Source organism: Bacteroides sp. DH3716P (genome assembly GCF_025914115.1).
GTDB lineage: Bacteria > Bacteroidota > Bacteroidia > Bacteroidales > Bacteroidaceae > Bacteroides > Bacteroides ovatus.
Genome location: NZ_CP083673.1, coordinates 1,022,688 through 1,040,373, shown reverse-complemented (window position 1 = coordinate 1,040,373; position 17,686 = coordinate 1,022,688). Strand labels below are relative to the sequence as shown.

General features: G+C 36.9%; 15 protein-coding genes. 12 read left to right on the top strand and 3 right to left on the bottom strand.

Annotated features, from left to right (window positions below):
* Positions 1–194 precede the first annotated feature (194 nt).
* The 12 genes from KQP79_RS03655 to KQP79_RS03600 all read left to right on the top strand — a co-directional run bounded on the left by KQP79_RS03655 (position 195) and on the right by KQP79_RS03600 (position 12,633).
* Entirely contained in the window at positions 195–1,436 is a 1,242-nt protein-coding gene (locus KQP79_RS03655; protein WP_008021492.1) for a protoporphyrinogen/coproporphyrinogen oxidase, read from the top strand.
* Position 1,437: 1 nt separating this feature from the next.
* Positions 1,438–2,343 (top strand): alpha-1,2-fucosyltransferase, encoded by a 906-nt coding sequence (locus tag KQP79_RS03650; RefSeq protein ID WP_008643083.1) that lies wholly within the window; start codon positions 1,438–1,440, stop codon positions 2,341–2,343.
* 86 nt (positions 2,344–2,429) lie between these two features.
* Positions 2,430–3,086 (top strand): acyltransferase, encoded by a 657-nt coding sequence (locus KQP79_RS03645; RefSeq protein WP_270828079.1) that lies wholly within the window; start codon positions 2,430–2,432, stop codon positions 3,084–3,086.
* 76 nt (positions 3,087–3,162) lie between these two features.
* Positions 3,163–4,272, top strand: coding sequence for a glycoside hydrolase family 99-like domain-containing protein (locus KQP79_RS03640; protein ID WP_008021498.1), 1,110 nt, complete (start codon positions 3,163–3,165; stop codon positions 4,270–4,272).
* Positions 4,269–5,423 carry a glycosyltransferase family 4 protein gene (locus KQP79_RS03635; protein WP_008021500.1) on the top strand — a complete coding sequence of 385 codons (1,155 nt, stop codon included), beginning with the start codon at positions 4,269–4,271 and terminating at the stop codon, positions 5,421–5,423. Before KQP79_RS03640 ends, KQP79_RS03635 begins: the two co-directional genes overlap by 4 nt.
* Entirely contained in the window at positions 5,407–6,672 is a 1,266-nt protein-coding gene (locus KQP79_RS03630; RefSeq protein WP_008021503.1) for an O-antigen ligase family protein, read from the top strand. Before KQP79_RS03635 ends, KQP79_RS03630 begins: the two co-directional genes overlap by 17 nt.
* Positions 6,672–7,739, top strand: a complete 1,068-nt coding sequence (locus KQP79_RS03625) for a glycosyltransferase family 4 protein (protein ID WP_008643085.1) — start codon at positions 6,672–6,674, stop codon at positions 7,737–7,739. Before KQP79_RS03630 ends, KQP79_RS03625 begins: the two co-directional genes overlap by 1 nt.
* Before the next feature lie 24 nt (positions 7,740–7,763).
* Entirely contained in the window at positions 7,764–8,885 is a 1,122-nt protein-coding gene (locus tag KQP79_RS03620) for a glycosyltransferase family 4 protein (RefSeq protein WP_015532613.1), read from the top strand.
* Complete coding sequence (locus KQP79_RS03615) at positions 8,882–9,850, top strand: NAD-dependent epimerase/dehydratase family protein (protein WP_055235951.1); 969 nt, start codon at positions 8,882–8,884, stop codon at positions 9,848–9,850. The genes KQP79_RS03620 and KQP79_RS03615 overlap by 4 nt, the downstream gene beginning before the upstream one ends.
* Positions 9,851–10,945: 1,095 nt before the next feature.
* Positions 10,946–11,302: a hypothetical protein gene (locus KQP79_RS03610; protein ID WP_008021509.1), complete on the top strand. Its 357-nt coding sequence runs from the start codon at positions 10,946–10,948 to the stop codon at positions 11,300–11,302.
* A 346-nt stretch (positions 11,303–11,648) separates the two neighbouring features.
* Positions 11,649–12,095: a PepSY-like domain-containing protein gene (locus KQP79_RS03605; RefSeq protein WP_004315194.1), complete on the top strand. Its 447-nt coding sequence runs from the start codon at positions 11,649–11,651 to the stop codon at positions 12,093–12,095.
* Positions 12,096–12,132: 37 nt separating this feature from the next.
* Positions 12,133–12,633 carry a PepSY-like domain-containing protein gene (locus tag KQP79_RS03600; protein ID WP_004315193.1) on the top strand — a complete coding sequence of 167 codons (501 nt, stop codon included), beginning with the start codon at positions 12,133–12,135 and terminating at the stop codon, positions 12,631–12,633.
* 64 nt (positions 12,634–12,697) lie between these two features.
* Here KQP79_RS03600 and KQP79_RS03595 read toward each other — a convergent pair whose 3' ends face one another.
* The 3 genes from KQP79_RS03595 to KQP79_RS03585 all read right to left on the bottom strand — a co-directional run bounded on the left by KQP79_RS03595 (position 12,698) and on the right by KQP79_RS03585 (position 17,566).
* Entirely contained in the window at positions 12,698–13,906 is a 1,209-nt protein-coding gene (locus KQP79_RS03595; protein ID WP_009040762.1) for an L-serine ammonia-lyase, read from the bottom strand.
* Positions 13,907–13,925: 19 nt separating this feature from the next.
* Entirely contained in the window at positions 13,926–14,978 is a 1,053-nt protein-coding gene (gene corA / locus KQP79_RS03590; RefSeq protein WP_004315191.1) for a magnesium/cobalt transporter CorA, read from the bottom strand.
* 86 nt (positions 14,979–15,064) lie between these two features.
* On the bottom strand, positions 15,065–17,566 hold the full coding sequence (locus KQP79_RS03585) for an endonuclease MutS2 (protein WP_009040763.1): 2,502 nt from the start codon (positions 17,564–17,566) through the stop codon (positions 15,065–15,067).
* Positions 17,567–17,686: the final 120 nt, after the last annotated feature.

The window sequence follows — 17,686 nt, the reverse complement described above, 5'->3', positions numbered from 1 at the left end:
TTAGTTGCTTTGCTGTATGTAATTGGGTTATAATATATTAGCAAAATATCCTTCAGTAAAAGGTCATTTATGGCATTTAGGATGTAGTGAATTCACAGGATGGTGGTGTCCGTTATATGTAGCTGTAGGGACTGTAATTCCTTTAATTTTTGTGTACAAGAAGAGTTTTGAAATTAATAATAAATAATATGAATATGAAATATATTATTGTCGGAGCTGGTATATCAGGTTTGAGTATTGGGCAGGTTCTTAAGGAGTATGGACATGATGTGCAACTATTTGAGGCAGATTCGCGTCCAGGAGGGATGGTAAAATGTGATAGAGTGCATGGACATTTGTTTCATCGCACTGGAGGACATGTCTTTAACACAAAACGTCAGGATGTATTGGATTGGTTTTGGAGTCATTTTGACAAAAAAGACGAGTTTACTATGGCAGATCGAAATTCAGTTGTTTCAATGGCTGATAATACCATAATTGCTTATCCAATAGAGAATCATGCTTATCAACTTTCAGATGAGATGATGAAAAATTTTATTAATGATATTGTGTTAATGGCTACTAATAAGCCTGTAGAACCTACTAATTTTGAAGAATTTTTGCGAGCTCGTTTTGGTGAGACACTTTATCGTGAATATTTTCGACCATACAATGAAAAGATCTGGCGTCGTCCACTGACAAACGTTCCACTGTCGTGGTTGGTTGGTAAATTACCAATGCCTACACTTGAAGATATTATTTATAATAATTTTAAGCATATTGAGGAAAGGTCTTTTGTACATAGTTCGTTTTTTTATCCGAAAAAAGAGGGTTCGCAGTTTGTCGCTAACCGCCTTTCAGAAGGACTTGAAATACATTATAATGTAGATGTAAAATCTATTGAAAAAATAGAAAAAGGATGGTCTGTGAACGGAGAGATTTGTGATAGAGTTATTTTTACTGGCAATATGAAGTCAATACCTTTAATAGTTAAAGGAGTTGACTTATCGGCTTATATTGAAGGTATTGAAGCTCTTGAAGCCCATGGTACCACAACTGTACTTTGTGAGATTGAAGATAATCCATATAGCTGGATTTATATGCCAAGTCATATTCATGAGGCACACCGTATCATTTGTACAGGTAATTTTGCAGAGTCAAATCGTGCGAATGGAGTAATGTCGGCTACCATTGAGTTTACAGATGAGATTAGTAAGAATGATATTATTGATAATCTCTCTCGTATACCATATCATCCCAAATATATAGCACATAACTATGCTCCTTATACATATCCAATCCAAGCAAAAGATACACGTGAATTTGTCAATAGTGTGAAATGTGTTACTGAGCCAGAAGGTCTATTTCTTCTTGGACGTTTTGCTGAATGGGAGTATTATAATATGGATGTAGCAATGGGGGCAGCTCTAGATTTGTGTAATAATAAATTGAAGTAGTATGATAGCCGTAAATGTAAATGCTGGATTGGCAAATCAAATGTTTCATTATGCTTTTGGTCGGGGGCTGATGGCTAAGGGGTTAGATGTCTGTTTTGATCAAAGTAACTTTAAACCACGTTCTCAATGGGCATTTGAATTGGTTAGACTTCAAGATGCTTTTCCCTCGATAGATATAAAAGTAATGCCGGAGGGGCATTTTAAGTGGGTATTTCCTTCTTTACCGCGAAATGGCTTGGAGCGAAGATTTCAAGAGTTTATGAAGAAATGGCATAATTTTATCGGTGATGAAGTATACATTGACGAACCTATGTATGGATATGTACCTGACATGGAGAAATGTGCTACTAGAAATTGTATTTATAAGGGTTTTTGGCAAAGCGAAAAGTATTTTAGACATTGTGAGGATGATATACGTAAACAGTTTACTTTTTTGCCTTTTGATGAATTAAAAAATATTGAGGTTGCAGCAAAAATGTCGCAGGAAAATTCTGTAGCTATTCACTTACGTAAAGGTGATGATTATATGCAATCAGAATTGATGGGAAAAGGATTATGTACAGTCGATTATTATATGAAAGCAATTGATTATATGAGAAAGCATATAAATAACCCTCATTTTTATGTATTCACGGATAATCCTTGCTGGGTAAAAGATAATCTTCCTGAATTTGAATACATGTTAGTAGATTGGAATGAGGTATCAGGGAAACGTAATTTTCGAGATATGCAGTTGATGTCATGTGCTAAGCATAATATTATAGGAAATAGTACTTATAGTTGGTGGGCAGCATGGCTTAATGCAAATCAGGATAAGATTGTTGTTGGGCCCAAAAGATTTTTCAATCCAATCAATTCGTTTTTTTCAACTTGTGATATAATGTGTGAAGATTGGATTTCATTGTAAATAAGTGCTAGAATGTATTAAATAAATTTGATGCCATGGTTTGAACTTTCTGTTATTTTATCGTTTTTTATGTAAAAATATTTTAAGTGAAAACTGTTAAGGAAATCATTGGAAAAATAAGAAATATGAGTATGTTGTCGAAGATCGTATTTTCATTATGTAATATTTTTCAATATTTTTTTTTATTGCCAGGCAAAGTATGTGGTAGATTATTTAATTATGCTATCCATTGGCATTTCAAGGACATTAAAGGTCGTATATATCACGCGCGACAGCTTAAAGGGCTGCAATATGTTAAAATAGATTATGGTACAATTCTTTCTCGTGGAATAGTGCTTACGGCATGGGATAAATATGCTGGATACGATTACACTCCTTCTATTCAGATTGGCAGTCATTGTAGAATTGGGGAGTATTGTCATATTACTGCTTGTCATAGTATTACAATAGGTAATAATGTGTTAACAGGTAGATATGTCTATATTTCTGATAATTCTCATGGTAAAAATATAGAGTCAGAATTAAATACTCCTCCATCGTTGCGACCACTTTATGCAAAAGGTCCTGTTGTGATCGGTAATAATGTTTGGATTGGTGAGAGTGCACGTATACTTTCAGGGGTGACTATTGGAGATGGGGCAATAATCGGAGCTAATGCTGTGGTAACTCATGATGTTCCAAGTGGAGCAGTAGTAGGGGGAGTACCAGCTAAAGTCATTAAAATGATGACATTGCTAGATTGAAAAGAATTTGCAATATAGGTAAAAATATTGCTAACTGTCAACAGCGAAGTTGAAAAAATGATGATAAAATTAATATATGAATAGAAAAGCGCAAGTTATTGCATTTTATTTACCTCAATTTCATCCATTTTCAGAAAATGACGAATGGTGGGGAAATGGTTTTACAGAATGGACAAATGTTGGTAAAGCTAAGCCTTTATTTAAAGGACATCGGCAACCGCGAGTTCCTGCTGATTTGGGCTATTATGATTTGAGATTATCAGTTGTACGAGAACAGCAGGTAAAACTTGCAAAAGAAGCTGGAATATTTGGGTTTTGTTATTGGCATTATTGGTTTGGAAATGGAAAGAGACTTATGCAAGATGTATTTGATGAAGTTCTTGAATCTGGTAAACCTGATTTTCCTTTTTGTTTAGCATGGGCTAATCATTCTTGGTATTCTAAAACATTTGATAAAGATTCCACAGGAGATAAATTATTAATGGAACAAACATATCCGGGAGAGGAGGATATTGAAATGCATTTTTCTTATTTAAATCGTGCTTTTAGGGATAAAAGATATATAAAGATAGATGGAATGCCTCTTTTAGTTGTTTATGATCCAGTGTCTTTACCACTGAAGTATATTGATATGTTTCAACAATTGGCTCGTGAGGCTGGGTGGTTGGATGGCATTTATATAGTAGCTAATATAGTAGGTGGCATTAATAAAAAAGAGATGTTTATTGAAAAAGGATATAATGCTGTGACTTTTCAGCGTTTAGCTAGTGTCATATTTGATGCTCAAAATAAAAGAGGAAAAATATTATATTATATACGTCAGAAAATAAGATCTTTGTTTTATCATTATCCTCAATTTGCTGTTGATTATAAAAAGTGCATTCCGTATTTGATAAATAAAAATATAGATGGGAGTGAAGATGTGATTCCATGCATTGTACCTAATTGGGATCATACTCCACGAAGTGGAATGAAAGGCAGTATGTTTTTAAATGAATCCCCTGAATTTTTTAGATTGCATGTTGAAGATGCCCTTAAGACAGTTCAATATAAAAGAAATAAATTAATCTTTTTGAAATCCTGGAATGAATGGGGAGAAGGTAATTATATGGAACCTGATCTTACATTTGGGAAGGGATATATTAACGCCTTACATGAGGCATTGAATAGTACATTAGGGAAATGAAAAAAGTGGCTTTTGTTTCTGAAATGGCATTATTGGAACCAAATCTAAGTATTGTGAAGCGTTTAAATACAACTTATGATTTGTATTATGTCACTGATTGTCGACAGGATATTCCTAATAAATTTGGTATAAAGAATATTAGACGAGGAATCAATAGGGCTATAGATTATGAAGAAATGACAAAGTTCTCTTCATTTTTTAATCTTCAAAAAACCTACTTGATTTATTCTTTGACTAATAAAAATTTTTTTAACGCAATAAAGAAAGCTTATGATGTGGTAAGAGTTGTGAGAAAAATATCACCTAGTGTTATATTAACTGATACAACGGCTCCCTATACTGTATTGTTGTTTTTGTTTTACTATCATAAAATAGTATTATTAGTTCATGATCCTTTTCCTCATTCTGGATATAAAAAAAAGTGGCTTATATTGTTTCGTTATCTTGCTTTTAAACTGATTCGTAATAAAGTTATTTTTAATACGAAGCAATATGAAGCTTTTATTAGAAATTATAAACTATCTCCTCAAGATGTATTTTGTTCCAATTTGAGTACATTTGAATTTATGAAAGTTTATAGACCGTGTAATAAGAAAAAAGATGGAAAGTTCAAGATTTTATTTTGGGGGATAATTTCTCAATATAAAGGTATAGAATATCTTTGTTCCGCATTTGAAGAAATAGTAAAACAAGGCTATCAAGATATAGAGTTAACGATAGCTGGATCAGGCGAGTTATATTTCGATATAGATCCTTATCTTAAGTATAGCAATTTTAAGTTTATACACAAATTTCTTACTAATGAGGAAATTGCTGATTATGTATTTAATACAGATATAGTCGTTTGTCCGTATGTCGATGCTACACAAAGTGGAGTGATTATGACTGCTTTTGCATATTGCAAACCTGTAATTGCGACTAATGTAGGAGGACTTTCTGAAGTTGTTGATGAGTATTCTGGAATTCTAATAGAGCCGCGAAGCGTAAAACAGCTTGTTGATTCAATTTTGCTTCTGTATAAAAAACCGTATATAATAAAACAAATGGAGAGATATTTGCGGGAAGATTATGCGGAAACGGAAAAAGGTTGGGAACATGGAAGTGCAATTATTGCTTCTGCAATAGAAAAGCAGTATGAAGAACAACTTTAATTTGGACATAGGCAAATTAATTCTTTATTTGGCCATATTTACTCCTTTCATGCCTAAGTTAAAACTGGGGGAAATTAATTTATATTTAGTTGAAATATTTTTATTGGTATTTTTTCCTTTATTGTTTCCTTTTATTAGACTTAAATTTCAGAGAATAGTTTTGGCTATGTGGGGAATAGTGTTAGTCTCAACTATTTATTCTTTTATTTATGTTATTGAAATATCGTCATTACTGAAAGTTATTAAAGGAATAATTTATATTCCTCTTGGATATTTGGCTTATGTTGAATATAAATGTAACCCTAGAATTTTGTGTAAGATTCTTTACTCATATTTTTTATGCTCTTTTTTAAGTCTATGTTTATTTTTGTTTCAGCTGTCAGAATCGGTTTCTATTTGGAGTGGCAATGGTTTCAATTCAGGTTTGAGTAATAAATGTTTTGATTTGAAATCAATGTCTCTTGTTTCGTCAGGTTTATCAGCCCACGGTGTCTTTGGAGATTATTCATGTCTTATATTTACATTTGCTTTAGTATTGTTCTTCTCCAAAAAAATTAAATTATCAATGCTTCTTACTACACTGATGTTTACTGTTATAAATTTGATGTCTTCTGTTAGTAGAGAAGCTTTAGTTTGTTTCATGTGTGTAATATGTGGTCTAGTAATTAAGACAATAAGAAAAAAGAAATATTTTGTAGGGTATATTGTAATTCTAATTATTTTAATTAGTGTGGTGAGTATTTATGGTGAATATATTCCTTTAGTAAATAAAATATTATATACTCAAGAGGCTATAAGTACAACAGGAAATGAAGGAAATATTGAACTTAGAATTGGCGCTTGGAAATTATTTTTTTCTTCTTTGATAGATAATCCTTTCTTTATTTTGACTGGATATGGATACAATTATTCTTTTTATGAAGATATTGTACGGTCGATAGCATTAAAAGTAAAATATCCTTTTATATTATTGCCAGAGAATTATTTTGTACAATTTTTATGGTATGGAGGAGTGTTTGCTAGCATTTATTCAATTCTTTTTTGGAAAGAGATATTTAAACTTTGTACAAATGTTTTTAGACCATGGAGTTTAATTTCTACAACTTACTTTTTAGGACTTTTGATAGGTAGTTTAATTTCTGGGTCTGCAATAACTTCGGATTTATTGTATTGTCAAGTATTAATTGTTTTGGGAATTATGGCTAGTGAAAAACAGAATAATAAAAACAATCAAATGAATTTAGAGTAATGAATATATTATTGATAACAGTTAGAGCAGATTTTGGAGGAGGTCCGCGTCATGTTCATCAATTGATTGAAGAGTTACCTTCTGATTTCAATATTTATGTAGCTTTCCCTCAGGGTAAGCCATATGGCAATTTGTGGCAGGAGCATCCTAAAATAAAGAAATGTATAAATATTCCATATAGGAAGTTCAGTATTAAATACTTATTCTTATTAAGACGCTTTATTATTGAAAACAATATTAGTATACTTCATTCTCATGGAAATGGTGCAGGTTTATATTCCCGAATTTTGAAAATAATTGTGCCGCAGATTAAAGTTGTTCATACTTTTCATGGGATTACGAATAATTATTCTTCATATTTTATATCCTGTATACATAAAATAATAGGACGTAGTTTAAGATATCTTACAAATAAATTTATTTTAGTGTCAAATGGCGAGTTTAAACTTGGGAAATCGATGCGTTTTTTGTTTACAGATAAATCAGTTATAATATATAATGCTATTGCTGATGAGGGACTTAAATTTAATAGATATGATAATAAACTTGTAATAATTTCATTATCTCGCTTTGATTTTGCAAAAAATATGGATATGGCATATAGAATAGCAAAAGCATTAAGAAATAATCATGAAATAGAATTTGTGTGGGTGGGAGATGGAGAAGACTTTGTGCGATTAAAACAAAAAAGTGTAGAAGAGCATGTTAATATAAATTTTATTGGATTCACAGAATACCCCATGTCTTATCTTAAGAACGCTGATTTGTATCTATCCACTTCTCGTTTTGAAGGTTTACCATATGCCCTAATTGAAGCTGCATCAGTAGGGCTTCCAATAGTCGCTACAGATGTGGTTGGTAATAATGAAGTTGTACTTCACGATTATAATGGGCTTGTGTTTAAAACAGAACAAGAAGCTGTAGATGCAATAAAAAAATTATCGATAAATGCTGATTTGTTGAATCGATATTCGATAAATTCTCGTGAACTTTATCTTAAAACTTTTACGATGGAAAAGATGATATCTTCTATTGTAGATACGTATGTACAGGTTTTAAATCAGTAAGTTATTGTTTAAAATTGAAATAAGATGAAGATTGCCATCATTCAAGAATGGTTAGTAACCGTTGGCGGTTCAGATAAAGTAGTCAAAGCTATTGCGGATGTATTTCCAGACGCAGATATTTACACCTTAGTTGCTAAAAAACAAGTTTGTGACGAATTAGGGATTGACTGGAATAAAGTCCATACATCATTCATTCAGAAGTTACCTTTAGGGGTAAAGAAGCATAGGATGTATTTGCCTATATTTCCGTTTGCAATAGAACAGTTTGATTTACGGGGATATGATGTGATTATATCATCTTCTCATGCTGTAGCCAAAGGAGTTCTAACCAAAGCGGATCAATTGCATATTTGTTATTGTCATTCTCCTATTCGCTATGTATGGGATATGTATCATGAATACTTGGAAGAATCGGGGTTGACAAAAGGCTTGAAAGGATATCTAGCTAAATATATGCTTCACCGTATTCGTAAATGGGATTTGATATCCAGCTTCCGGGTTGACTATTTTATAAGTAATTCCGATTATGTGGGACGTCGAATTCAGGAGACTTATAGGCGGGATGCTGTAACAATTCACCCTAATATTGATATTTCTAACTTTGATTTGTGCGTAGAGAAAGAAAATTTCTATTTAACTAGTAGTCGTTTGGTGGGATATAAGAAAATAGATCTTATTGTCGAAGCTTTCAGTCGTATGCCTAATAAAAAGCTGGTTGTGATTGGTGGAGGTCCTAATTTGGAAAAGATACGCAAGATTGCTGGGCATAATGTAACTGTCATGGGATATCAGTCATTTGCGGTACTAAAAGAAAAGATGCAGAAAGCTAAAGCCTTTGTTTTTGCAGCAGATGAGGATTTTGGTATGATTCCGATCGAAGCGCAATCATGTGGGACTCCTGTTATTGCTTATGGCAGGGGAGGTTCTTTGGAAACAGTAAAAGAAGGAGTAACAGGTCTTTTCTTTTATGAACAAACTGTAGAATCGGTTATTGATGCAGTAGAAAGATTTGAAAAACTAGAAACACCGTTTGATCCTAAAATAATACGTAACCATGCGGAGACTTTTTCGGAAGAACGTTTTAAGAAGGAAATAAAGGAGTTTGTAGAGTTAAAATATAATGAATTTAATCATCTAGTGAAATGAGTTATTTTATATTTGGCGGTTCCGGTTTTATCGGTACACACCTTATTACTCTAATTGATAATATATATCCGGGTACAAAAATATACAATCTGGATATTGTAAAGAATAACCATGAAGGTAAATCTACATATATCAATTGTGATGTTCGTTCTGAAATAAACATTGATATTTCCGTTACTTCCGAAGACGTCATTTTTAACTTTGCAGCCGTTCATCGTACCCCGGGACATCCGGATCAGGCTTATTTTGAGACGAATATTCGTGGTGCAGAGAACGTATGTGCTTTTGCCGAGAAGTTCGGGATAAAGAAAATCGTTTTTACCAGTTCCATAGCTCCTTATGGTGCAGCTGAAGATTTGAAAACAGAAGAGACGCTTCCCACACCGAACACGCCTTATGGAATTTCTAAGTTAGTGGCTGAAAAAATACATACGATTTGGCAGGCAAAAAAGTCGAACGAACGACAACTTACTATTGTTCGTCCGGGTGTGGTATTCGGTAAAGGGGAAAATGGTAACTTTACTCGTTTGTATTGGGGTATCCGTGGCGGTAAGTTCTTCTATCCGGGCCGTAAAGATACGATTAAAGCTTGCATTTATGTGAAAGAATTGGTTCGCTTTATGCTTTATCGTTTAGAGAATCATAATGAAGGAGTAGAGTTATATAACTGTACATATGAACCAGCTTTTACTATCGAGCAAATAGTAGAAACGATGAAAAAGGCTACGGGAGTACAACGTACTGTTGTCGAGGTGCCGGGAAGTCTTCTAATGACAGTTGCAAGGATTGTCGGTTCGTTAGGGGGAAAAGCTTTAGGTATTTGTCCTGCTCGTGTGAAGAAGTTAATGATTTCTACTAATATATGCGGAAAGAAATTGGCTGATTCGGGGTATAAGTTTCATTATACATTTGAAGAAGCTATTAAGGATTGGTATAGAGATAACGATAATAAGTATTTGAGATGATTTTTCTGAAACAATTTGGGTATATAAAATAAATGTTGAGATGTAATAAACACGTGAGTGTTTCGTATGTGAGATGAAAAAAATGTAGGTCCCTAGCTTCATGCTGTTTACAGCATGATTCTCCTACATTGTGGATTAGAAATAGCGCGACGGCGCATTTCTAATCTACGCCCTGACATCGGAGGTTAAAGCCGATGTGAATTTCCCACTATATCAACTGTCTGTGAAGATCGTTGATATTTCCTAATTTTACGTATAGTGATGTATTTAGACACACAAATATAAAGAAAAAACATTGGGAGATTTGTATCGAAATATCCCAATGTTTGATTTCAATCATTGAGATGTTTTTTTCAAATCTTCCGATGTTTTTCCGACTCTCCAAAAGGACAAAAGGACAAAAAGGATATATATGATTGTTTTTATTCATCTTACTATAAGAACTATGAGGTATATTGCTGATCTTTATTATATTAAGTGCTTTTATAGACGTGTAACCTTACGAATATTGAAATCGTGTTTTGCGCCAACCTGAATCGTTTTGTTTGTCATGAAATGATTGGGCAACTCTTGAACAAAATTACCTATATTGTCAGGATTATTTAGTGAAAGGGCCGTGCTTGGAAAGAAGAGCGATATCTTGTTCGCGTTTGCTTCCGCCTTCAATGATACAATCATTCGACAATATGGTGATATTATTGTACAAATTCGGGGAAAATAAAGGAGCTCCTTTCTGGAATTCCTCTCCCAACTAATAGGCTTCGTCGTTGGCATTGGAATTTTTATAGTACCATAGGGGATTTTTGTCCTTATGTCCTTTTGTCCTTTTGAAAGGAGGGCACGTTGGTGGGGGAAAGAAGAGGTGTGTGAGATTTATAACTTGCTTGTATCCAGTAGATAAACTCTCGTTGCTTTTTTAGGGACGAAAATTTGTGTGCTCGAAAAAATGCAGGAAGCTCACGTAATATGCTTTTTTGTGAATAGTGTCAGTGACAGTTGATTTTAGCAGTGGATCGCTAATTGTTTCCCTATGTGGACAATATTTGATAAAGTAATAAAAACTGAAATATTATAAATTATTAATCATAGAATGACATGGCAAAAGAAAAACAGAAACCATACGAGTTTTTAAGCAATTTGGTATTGGCTTTAATGGGAACGGATCGTATTTTCAGTAACAGTTTCTTTTCCAGCGAATTTGCTATTTCTCCCAATACACTGAGTGAGATAAGACGGGGAGAGGATATGTGCATTTATCAGTATGTACGGGTGATACGGTGTATGATGAAGTATCTTCATTTAATTGTTCGAATGGATATGTTGCTAAAGGAATTAAGAACCGTATTAGCTTCCAATTGTGATTTGGTGGTTGCTACGATTCCGCACCGTTTTCACGGAACTTACCAACCGAAAGAGTGGGTGGTAGTAATGCATTGGGATGGTATAAGATAAATGTTGAAATGAAGAAATATGTAGGTCCCTAGATTCATGATAAACTCATGAAATCCCTACATTTTGCAGGTTAGAAATCGTACAGCGGTATATTTTTAACTTGACCCTCGTATCGGTGTAAAAACTGATATGTATCTATATGTGAAATATACCAACTGTCTGTGAGGATCGTTGGTATATTGCGTTTTAAGGGAACGTTGTACCATAGGGGAGTGGAAAATAGAATAGATGGTTAAAGAATACAAAAAAAGAGCAAACTCATAATATTCCTAAATCTTTCCGGAATCTGTATCGTTATTTGTAGCATAGAATAAAGTATAGTATTAACGCTAAAAGAATAACGATTATGAAGAAATTTCTATCTCTACTTGTACTGGCTCTGGTAGCCGTGCAGTTTTCATTCGCAAAAGATGTGATAACTAAAGACATGAATCAGTTGCCGCTTCCGGCACGTAATTTTATCAATAGTAATTTTACAAAACCACAGGTTGCCCATATCAAAATTGATAAGGATATGATGGAGTCTACCAAGTATGAAGTGTTATTGATGGATGGTACGGAAATTGATTTTGACAGTAAGGGAAACTGGGAAGAGGTAAGTGCTAAGAAAGGGCAGACTGTTCCTGTTAGTATTGTTCCGGGATTCGCTGTCAACTACCTGAAAGCACATAATTTTGTGAATGAAGGAGTGACGAAAGTGGAACGTGACCGCAAAGGGTATGAGATTGAATTGTCTACCGGGCTTTCTTTCAAATTTGATAAGAAAGGAAAATTTATCAAGGCTGATGATTAACAAGTTGCAGTAAATAGACCTAAACAAGAAGATAACTATGTGGAGATTTAAGTTTAGCGCATGGGCAGTAGTGTTGCTTATGACTGCCCTTTCTTTCGGCGCATGTGATAATGACGATGATGATACTTTTGTTCCGCCCAGTAATATTACGGAGGCCTTGAAACAGGTATATCCGGCTGCCCAGAATATAGAATGGGAGATGAAAGGTGCTTATTATGTAGCTGACTGTTGGGTGAGCAATGATGAATTGGAAGTCTGGTTTGATGCTAATGCCAACTGGGTGATGACAGAAAATGAACTGAACAGTATTGATCAGTTGGTGCCGGCTGTTTATACGGCTTTTATAGATTCTAAATATAACGCGTGGGTAGTGACAGATGTATATGTGTTGACATTTCCACAGAATCCGATGGAATCTGTGATTCAGGTGAAACAAGGTAGCCAGCGCTACTCGCTTTATTTCACGCAGGATGGTGGATTGATACATGAAAAAGATATCAGTAACGGAGACGATACGAATTGGCCGCCAACTGAATAACTTTTAATCATAAAAATGACAACGGACCATTTCTATAAAAGGAATGGTCCGTTGCTTTTTATAATTACATTTGTTTGTAATCCTTGGCCAATCCTCCTTCACTTGTTTCTTTATAGAGTGACGGTAGGTCATGTCCGGTCTGTTTCATCACTTGCACTACTTTGTCGAAAGAGACACGGTGCATGCCATCGGTGAAAGCTGAATAAAGATTAGCATCCAGCGCACGTGCGGCGGCGTATGCATTTCGTTCGATGCAGGGAATTTGTACCAATCCGCATACCGGGTCGCAAGTCATTCCCAAATGGTGTTCCAAGCCCATTTCTGCTGCATACTCAATTTGTGCAGGGCTGCCCCCGAACAATTGATTGGCGGCAGCCGAAGCCATTGCGCAGGCAACACCGACTTCTCCCTGACAACCTACTTCTGCTCCGGAAATGGATGCGTTGAATTTGACGATGTTGCCAAACAAACCGGCAGTGGCTAACGCACGTAAAATGCGCATATCGCTAAAGTCACGGCTTTTTTGAAGATGATAAAGTACGGCAGGCATAACTCCACAAGAACCACAAGTCGGAGCGGTTACTATTTTACCGCCGGAAGCATTTTCTTCACTTACTGCCAAAGCATAAGAGAAGACGAGCCCTCTGGATTGCAGGGATTGTTTGTATCCGGTAGCACGTATGTAATAAGTGGAGGCTTTCCGCCGGAGATTTAGTGGTCCGGGTAGTACGCCCTCTGCTTCGAGTCCACGGTGAATGGCATCTTTCATGGTAGCCCATACTTCAGCCAGGTAGTCCCATATATCTTCTTCCTCACATTCCTTTACGTATTCCCAATAACTTTTTCCGGTATCTTCACACCATTGGAGTATTTCAGTCATGTTTTCCATACCATATACATCGGGGCTTTCGATGGTTGGATTGTCATTATTTTCTGCTAGTGCACCACCACCGATGCTATAAACAGTCCAATTCTCCTGCACTTTATCGTTGCTATCCAGAGCTGCAAATGTCATTCCGTTCGGATGGAACGGTAGAAAGACTTTGGGCTGCCACACAATTTCTACCGGGGCAGTGGGTTGCAAAGTGTCTATAATGGCTACATCCGTCATGTGTCCTTTGCCTGTAGCAGCTAAACTGCCGTAAAGGGTTACTTTAAAAGATGCAGCATTCGGATGACGTTCCAGAAACATTTCGGCAGCTTTGCGCGGTCCCATAGTGTGGCTACTGGAAGGTCCTGTGCCTATTCTATATAGCTCTTTTATCGATTTCATGATTGATGATGTGTTTTTGTTAATACCATTTCTTTTTTCTGAAGTACAAATATACAATAATACCGATAATTGCCATTACAATCCAGGCAAATAAATACCCGTATTGCCATTCGAGCTCGGGCATCCATTTGTAATTCATTCCCCATACTCCGACCAGAAATGTCAAAGGGATAAAGATGGTGGATACGATGGTTAACCTCTTCATGATGTCGTTCATACGTAAATCATTGTTGGAGATGTATAGATCGACTAATGAGGAAAGAGTTTCCCGGCAGATCTCAATGGTCTGTAATACAAATTGCAAGTGGTCGTTTACATCATTGAAAAAGGCACGGTTCACTTTGTGAATGAGCAGGTTTTCTGCCCGTAGTAACTTGATATATTGTTCTTTTAGTGGAAGGATGGATTTTTTCATCAGCATATATTGGCGTCGTAATGCCTGAATCTGAATTCCGATGTCATCACCACTGGTGATGGTGAGCAGTTCTTCTTCCAAATCTTCGAGTGCGTCATCAATGGAAGAGATTGTTGAAATATAGTTTCCCATGATGCTGTTGAGCAGCACGCTAAGTAGATAATCAGTCTGGCGGCTGCGTATCTTCAGGACATCATTGCGCAGAGCGGAACTGACATCATCGAAGAAGTCGGTTTCTTTTTCGAGGAAAGTAAGTACGTAGTTATTACCTAGAATAAGACAAACTTGCTGTTGGAGCAACTCGTCCAGTTCGTCTTCTTCTTTATGTTCGTTGGGGTAGAATATTTTTAAGATCAGGACGATGTATTTGTCATGCTCTTCTATCTTGGTAGGATGATCCGCATTCAGTATATCTTGCAGGACTAGGAAGTCTATTTCAAAATGACTGCAAATTTCACGGATAGTCTCCGTATCTTTCATTCCGTGTATTTGTAGCCAATTGATCCGATCGCTGTTCAGTGTTCCCTTGATGGCTTGAAAGGTGTCGTTGGCGCTTTCCTGCATCTCGGTAGCATTGTAAGTACAAAGATGTAAGTGGGTAGGAGTAAGACTGTCTCCTGTGTAAATAAGCTTTTCGCTTAACAGATTATTCTTCATGCTTTATTCTCGTTTTAGAAAACCACTGTAACAAAGGTAGTGGTTTTCTAAATGAGAACAAGTTCTTTGGACGTTTTGTTTACAGGTTAGTCAAAATCGACTACTGTGATTCCGGCACCGCCAAACTGCACATGTTCGTCGGCATAGTGGCTCACTCCCGGTACGGTGGCCAGATACTGGCGGATTAATGTACGAAGTATTCCCGTTCCCGTGCCGTGAAGGATGCGTACACGGTCCATGCCGACTAATATGGCGTCATCGATAAAATAGGTGACTGCTTGCAGAGCTTCGTCTCCGCGCATTCCGCGTACGTCAATGTCTTGTTTGAAGCTAAGCTTCTTTTCGTACATCTGATCATGCGTCTGGCTACTGACAAAGGTGCTTTTGGCGATTCCTTCCGTCTTGGGGGCGTTATTGGTACGTTCCAGACGGTCTATTTTTACGGTCGTTTTTATACTCCCAAAAGCAACGGTTGCATTTTTACCATTGATTTCCATCACTTGGCCGACACTTGTCTGTCCTTTGATTTTTACATTCTCACCTACTGCAATCGGCACTACTTTAGGAGCACTTGACGGGGAAGAGACTGCGGCTTTCGGTTCGTTTTTCTTATTTTTCTTCCGTTCTTGTTTCTCCTTTAATTTCTTCATTTTCTGTGCAATCTTCTCTTCATGCTCTTTAGAAGCCAGCGCATCTAAAGAAGTACGGAAGTCTGTCAGTTCCTGACGTGCCTGGCGTGTCTTTTCCTTTTCAGCTTGTGCTTCCTTGATTGTGCGTATTGTGTTTTCAATGCGTGCATTGGATTCCTGAAGCATCCGTTCCGCTTCTTCTTTTGCTTGCCGGATGATCTCTTTCCGTGATTTCTGCAACTCTTCCATTTCCGTTTGGTAGCGGGCAATGGTTTCTTCCATGTGCTTTTCCCGTTGACGGATAGTTTGACGTTTTCCTTCCCAGTAACGCTTGTCGCGCACGATGTCCTGAAGGTATTTGTCGGCATTGATATATTCACTTCCTACGATTTCCGAAGCATCTGCAATGACATCTTCCGGCAATCCGATTTTTCGTGCGATTTCTACGGCAAACGAACTTCCGGGATTTCCGATTTGTAGCTGGAAAAGTGCTTGCATGAGATGGCGGTCGTAAAGCATGGCTCCGTTCACTACTCCTTCATGATCTTCGGCAAAATGTTTCAGATTCTGGTAGTGGGTGGTGATGACTCCGAATGTTCCTTTCTGGTTGAAACGTTTCAGAACGGCTTCGGCAATAGCACCTCCAATTTGCGGTTCCGTACCTCCACCGAACTCGTCAATCAGGATGAGGCTCCGCTCGTTGCAACTCTTCATCATGATTTTCATATTGGTCAGGTGAGAAGAGTAGGTACTCAAATCGTCTTCAATAGATTGCTCATCACCAATATCGATAAAGATGCTGCTGAATATACCGGCGTGACTGCGTTCGTGCAAGGGAATGAGCATACCGCATTGCAACATATATTGCAGTAAACCGACTGTTTTGAGGCAGACGGACTTACCTCCGGCATTCGGACCGGATATAATAAGAATGCGTTGTTTTTGATTCAGTTCTATATCCAGTGGTACGACTTTCTTTCCGTGTTTGGCAAGTGAAAGTTGTAATAAAGGATGCACAGCCATTGTCCAGTCCAGTAGTTGCTCATTCTCTACGGCGGGTTTCAGACTATTGGTCTGTATGGCGAAATAGCTTTTCGCACGGATAAAATCTATTTCTGCCAGAAATTCGTATGATTGAAGGATTTCCGGGATAGACGGACGGAGCACGTTTGAAAACTCGGTAAGGATGCGAATAATTTCGCGTCGTTCGTCGCCTTCGAGTTCGCGAATACGGTTGTTGGCTTCTACGACTTCCGCCGGTTCTATAAACACTGTTTTCCCGCTAGCGGATTCATCGTGTACAATACCTTTGATTTTTCGTTTGAGTCCGGGTGCGACGGGGATCACCAAACGTCCGTCACGCATAGTGGGAGCTACGTCTTTATCTACGTATCCTTCGGATTGTGCGCTGCGCAGAATGCTGTTTAACGAGCGGGAAATATTTCCCATTGTACTGGCAAGCTCGCGACGTATACGGGCTAATTCGGTGGAAGCATTATCCTTGATTTTTCCATATTTGTTAAGGATGCCGTCTATTTTTCCTATCAGTTGAGGGAAAACGGCTATATCTCCTGCCAGTCGTTTCAGACTGGGGTAGGGGGTGTCGTTCTCTTCTTCATCTTCATTTCGATGGAGAAAGCGTACAATGTCGCGGATGGTTTCTAACGAACGGCGCAGGTCGAATAGTTCTTGCTCGTCCAGATACATTCCTTCTATCCGCACCCGCTTTAGCGAAGGGCGGACATCAAAGAAAAATTGATCGGGAAATCCGTCCTCTTCCTGGATGATGCGGACAAACTCTGTTACCTGGTTTAATTTCTCCTCAACTTCTTCATGTTGCTCCGAAAAGGTCATGTCTGTGACTCTTTCTTCGCCTAAAGTGCTAAGACACTTATCTTTTAGTAACTGTCTGATCTGGTCGAATCCTATCTTTTGCTCAAAATTTTGAGGGTATATCATATCTTTGTTCTTACTAATGGACTGCAAAAATACGATTAATTCGCGAAAAAAATATCAGAATGTTTGCAGATTTAAAAATGATTCGTACCTTTGTACCGCTTTCAACGGAAAGCACTTCTG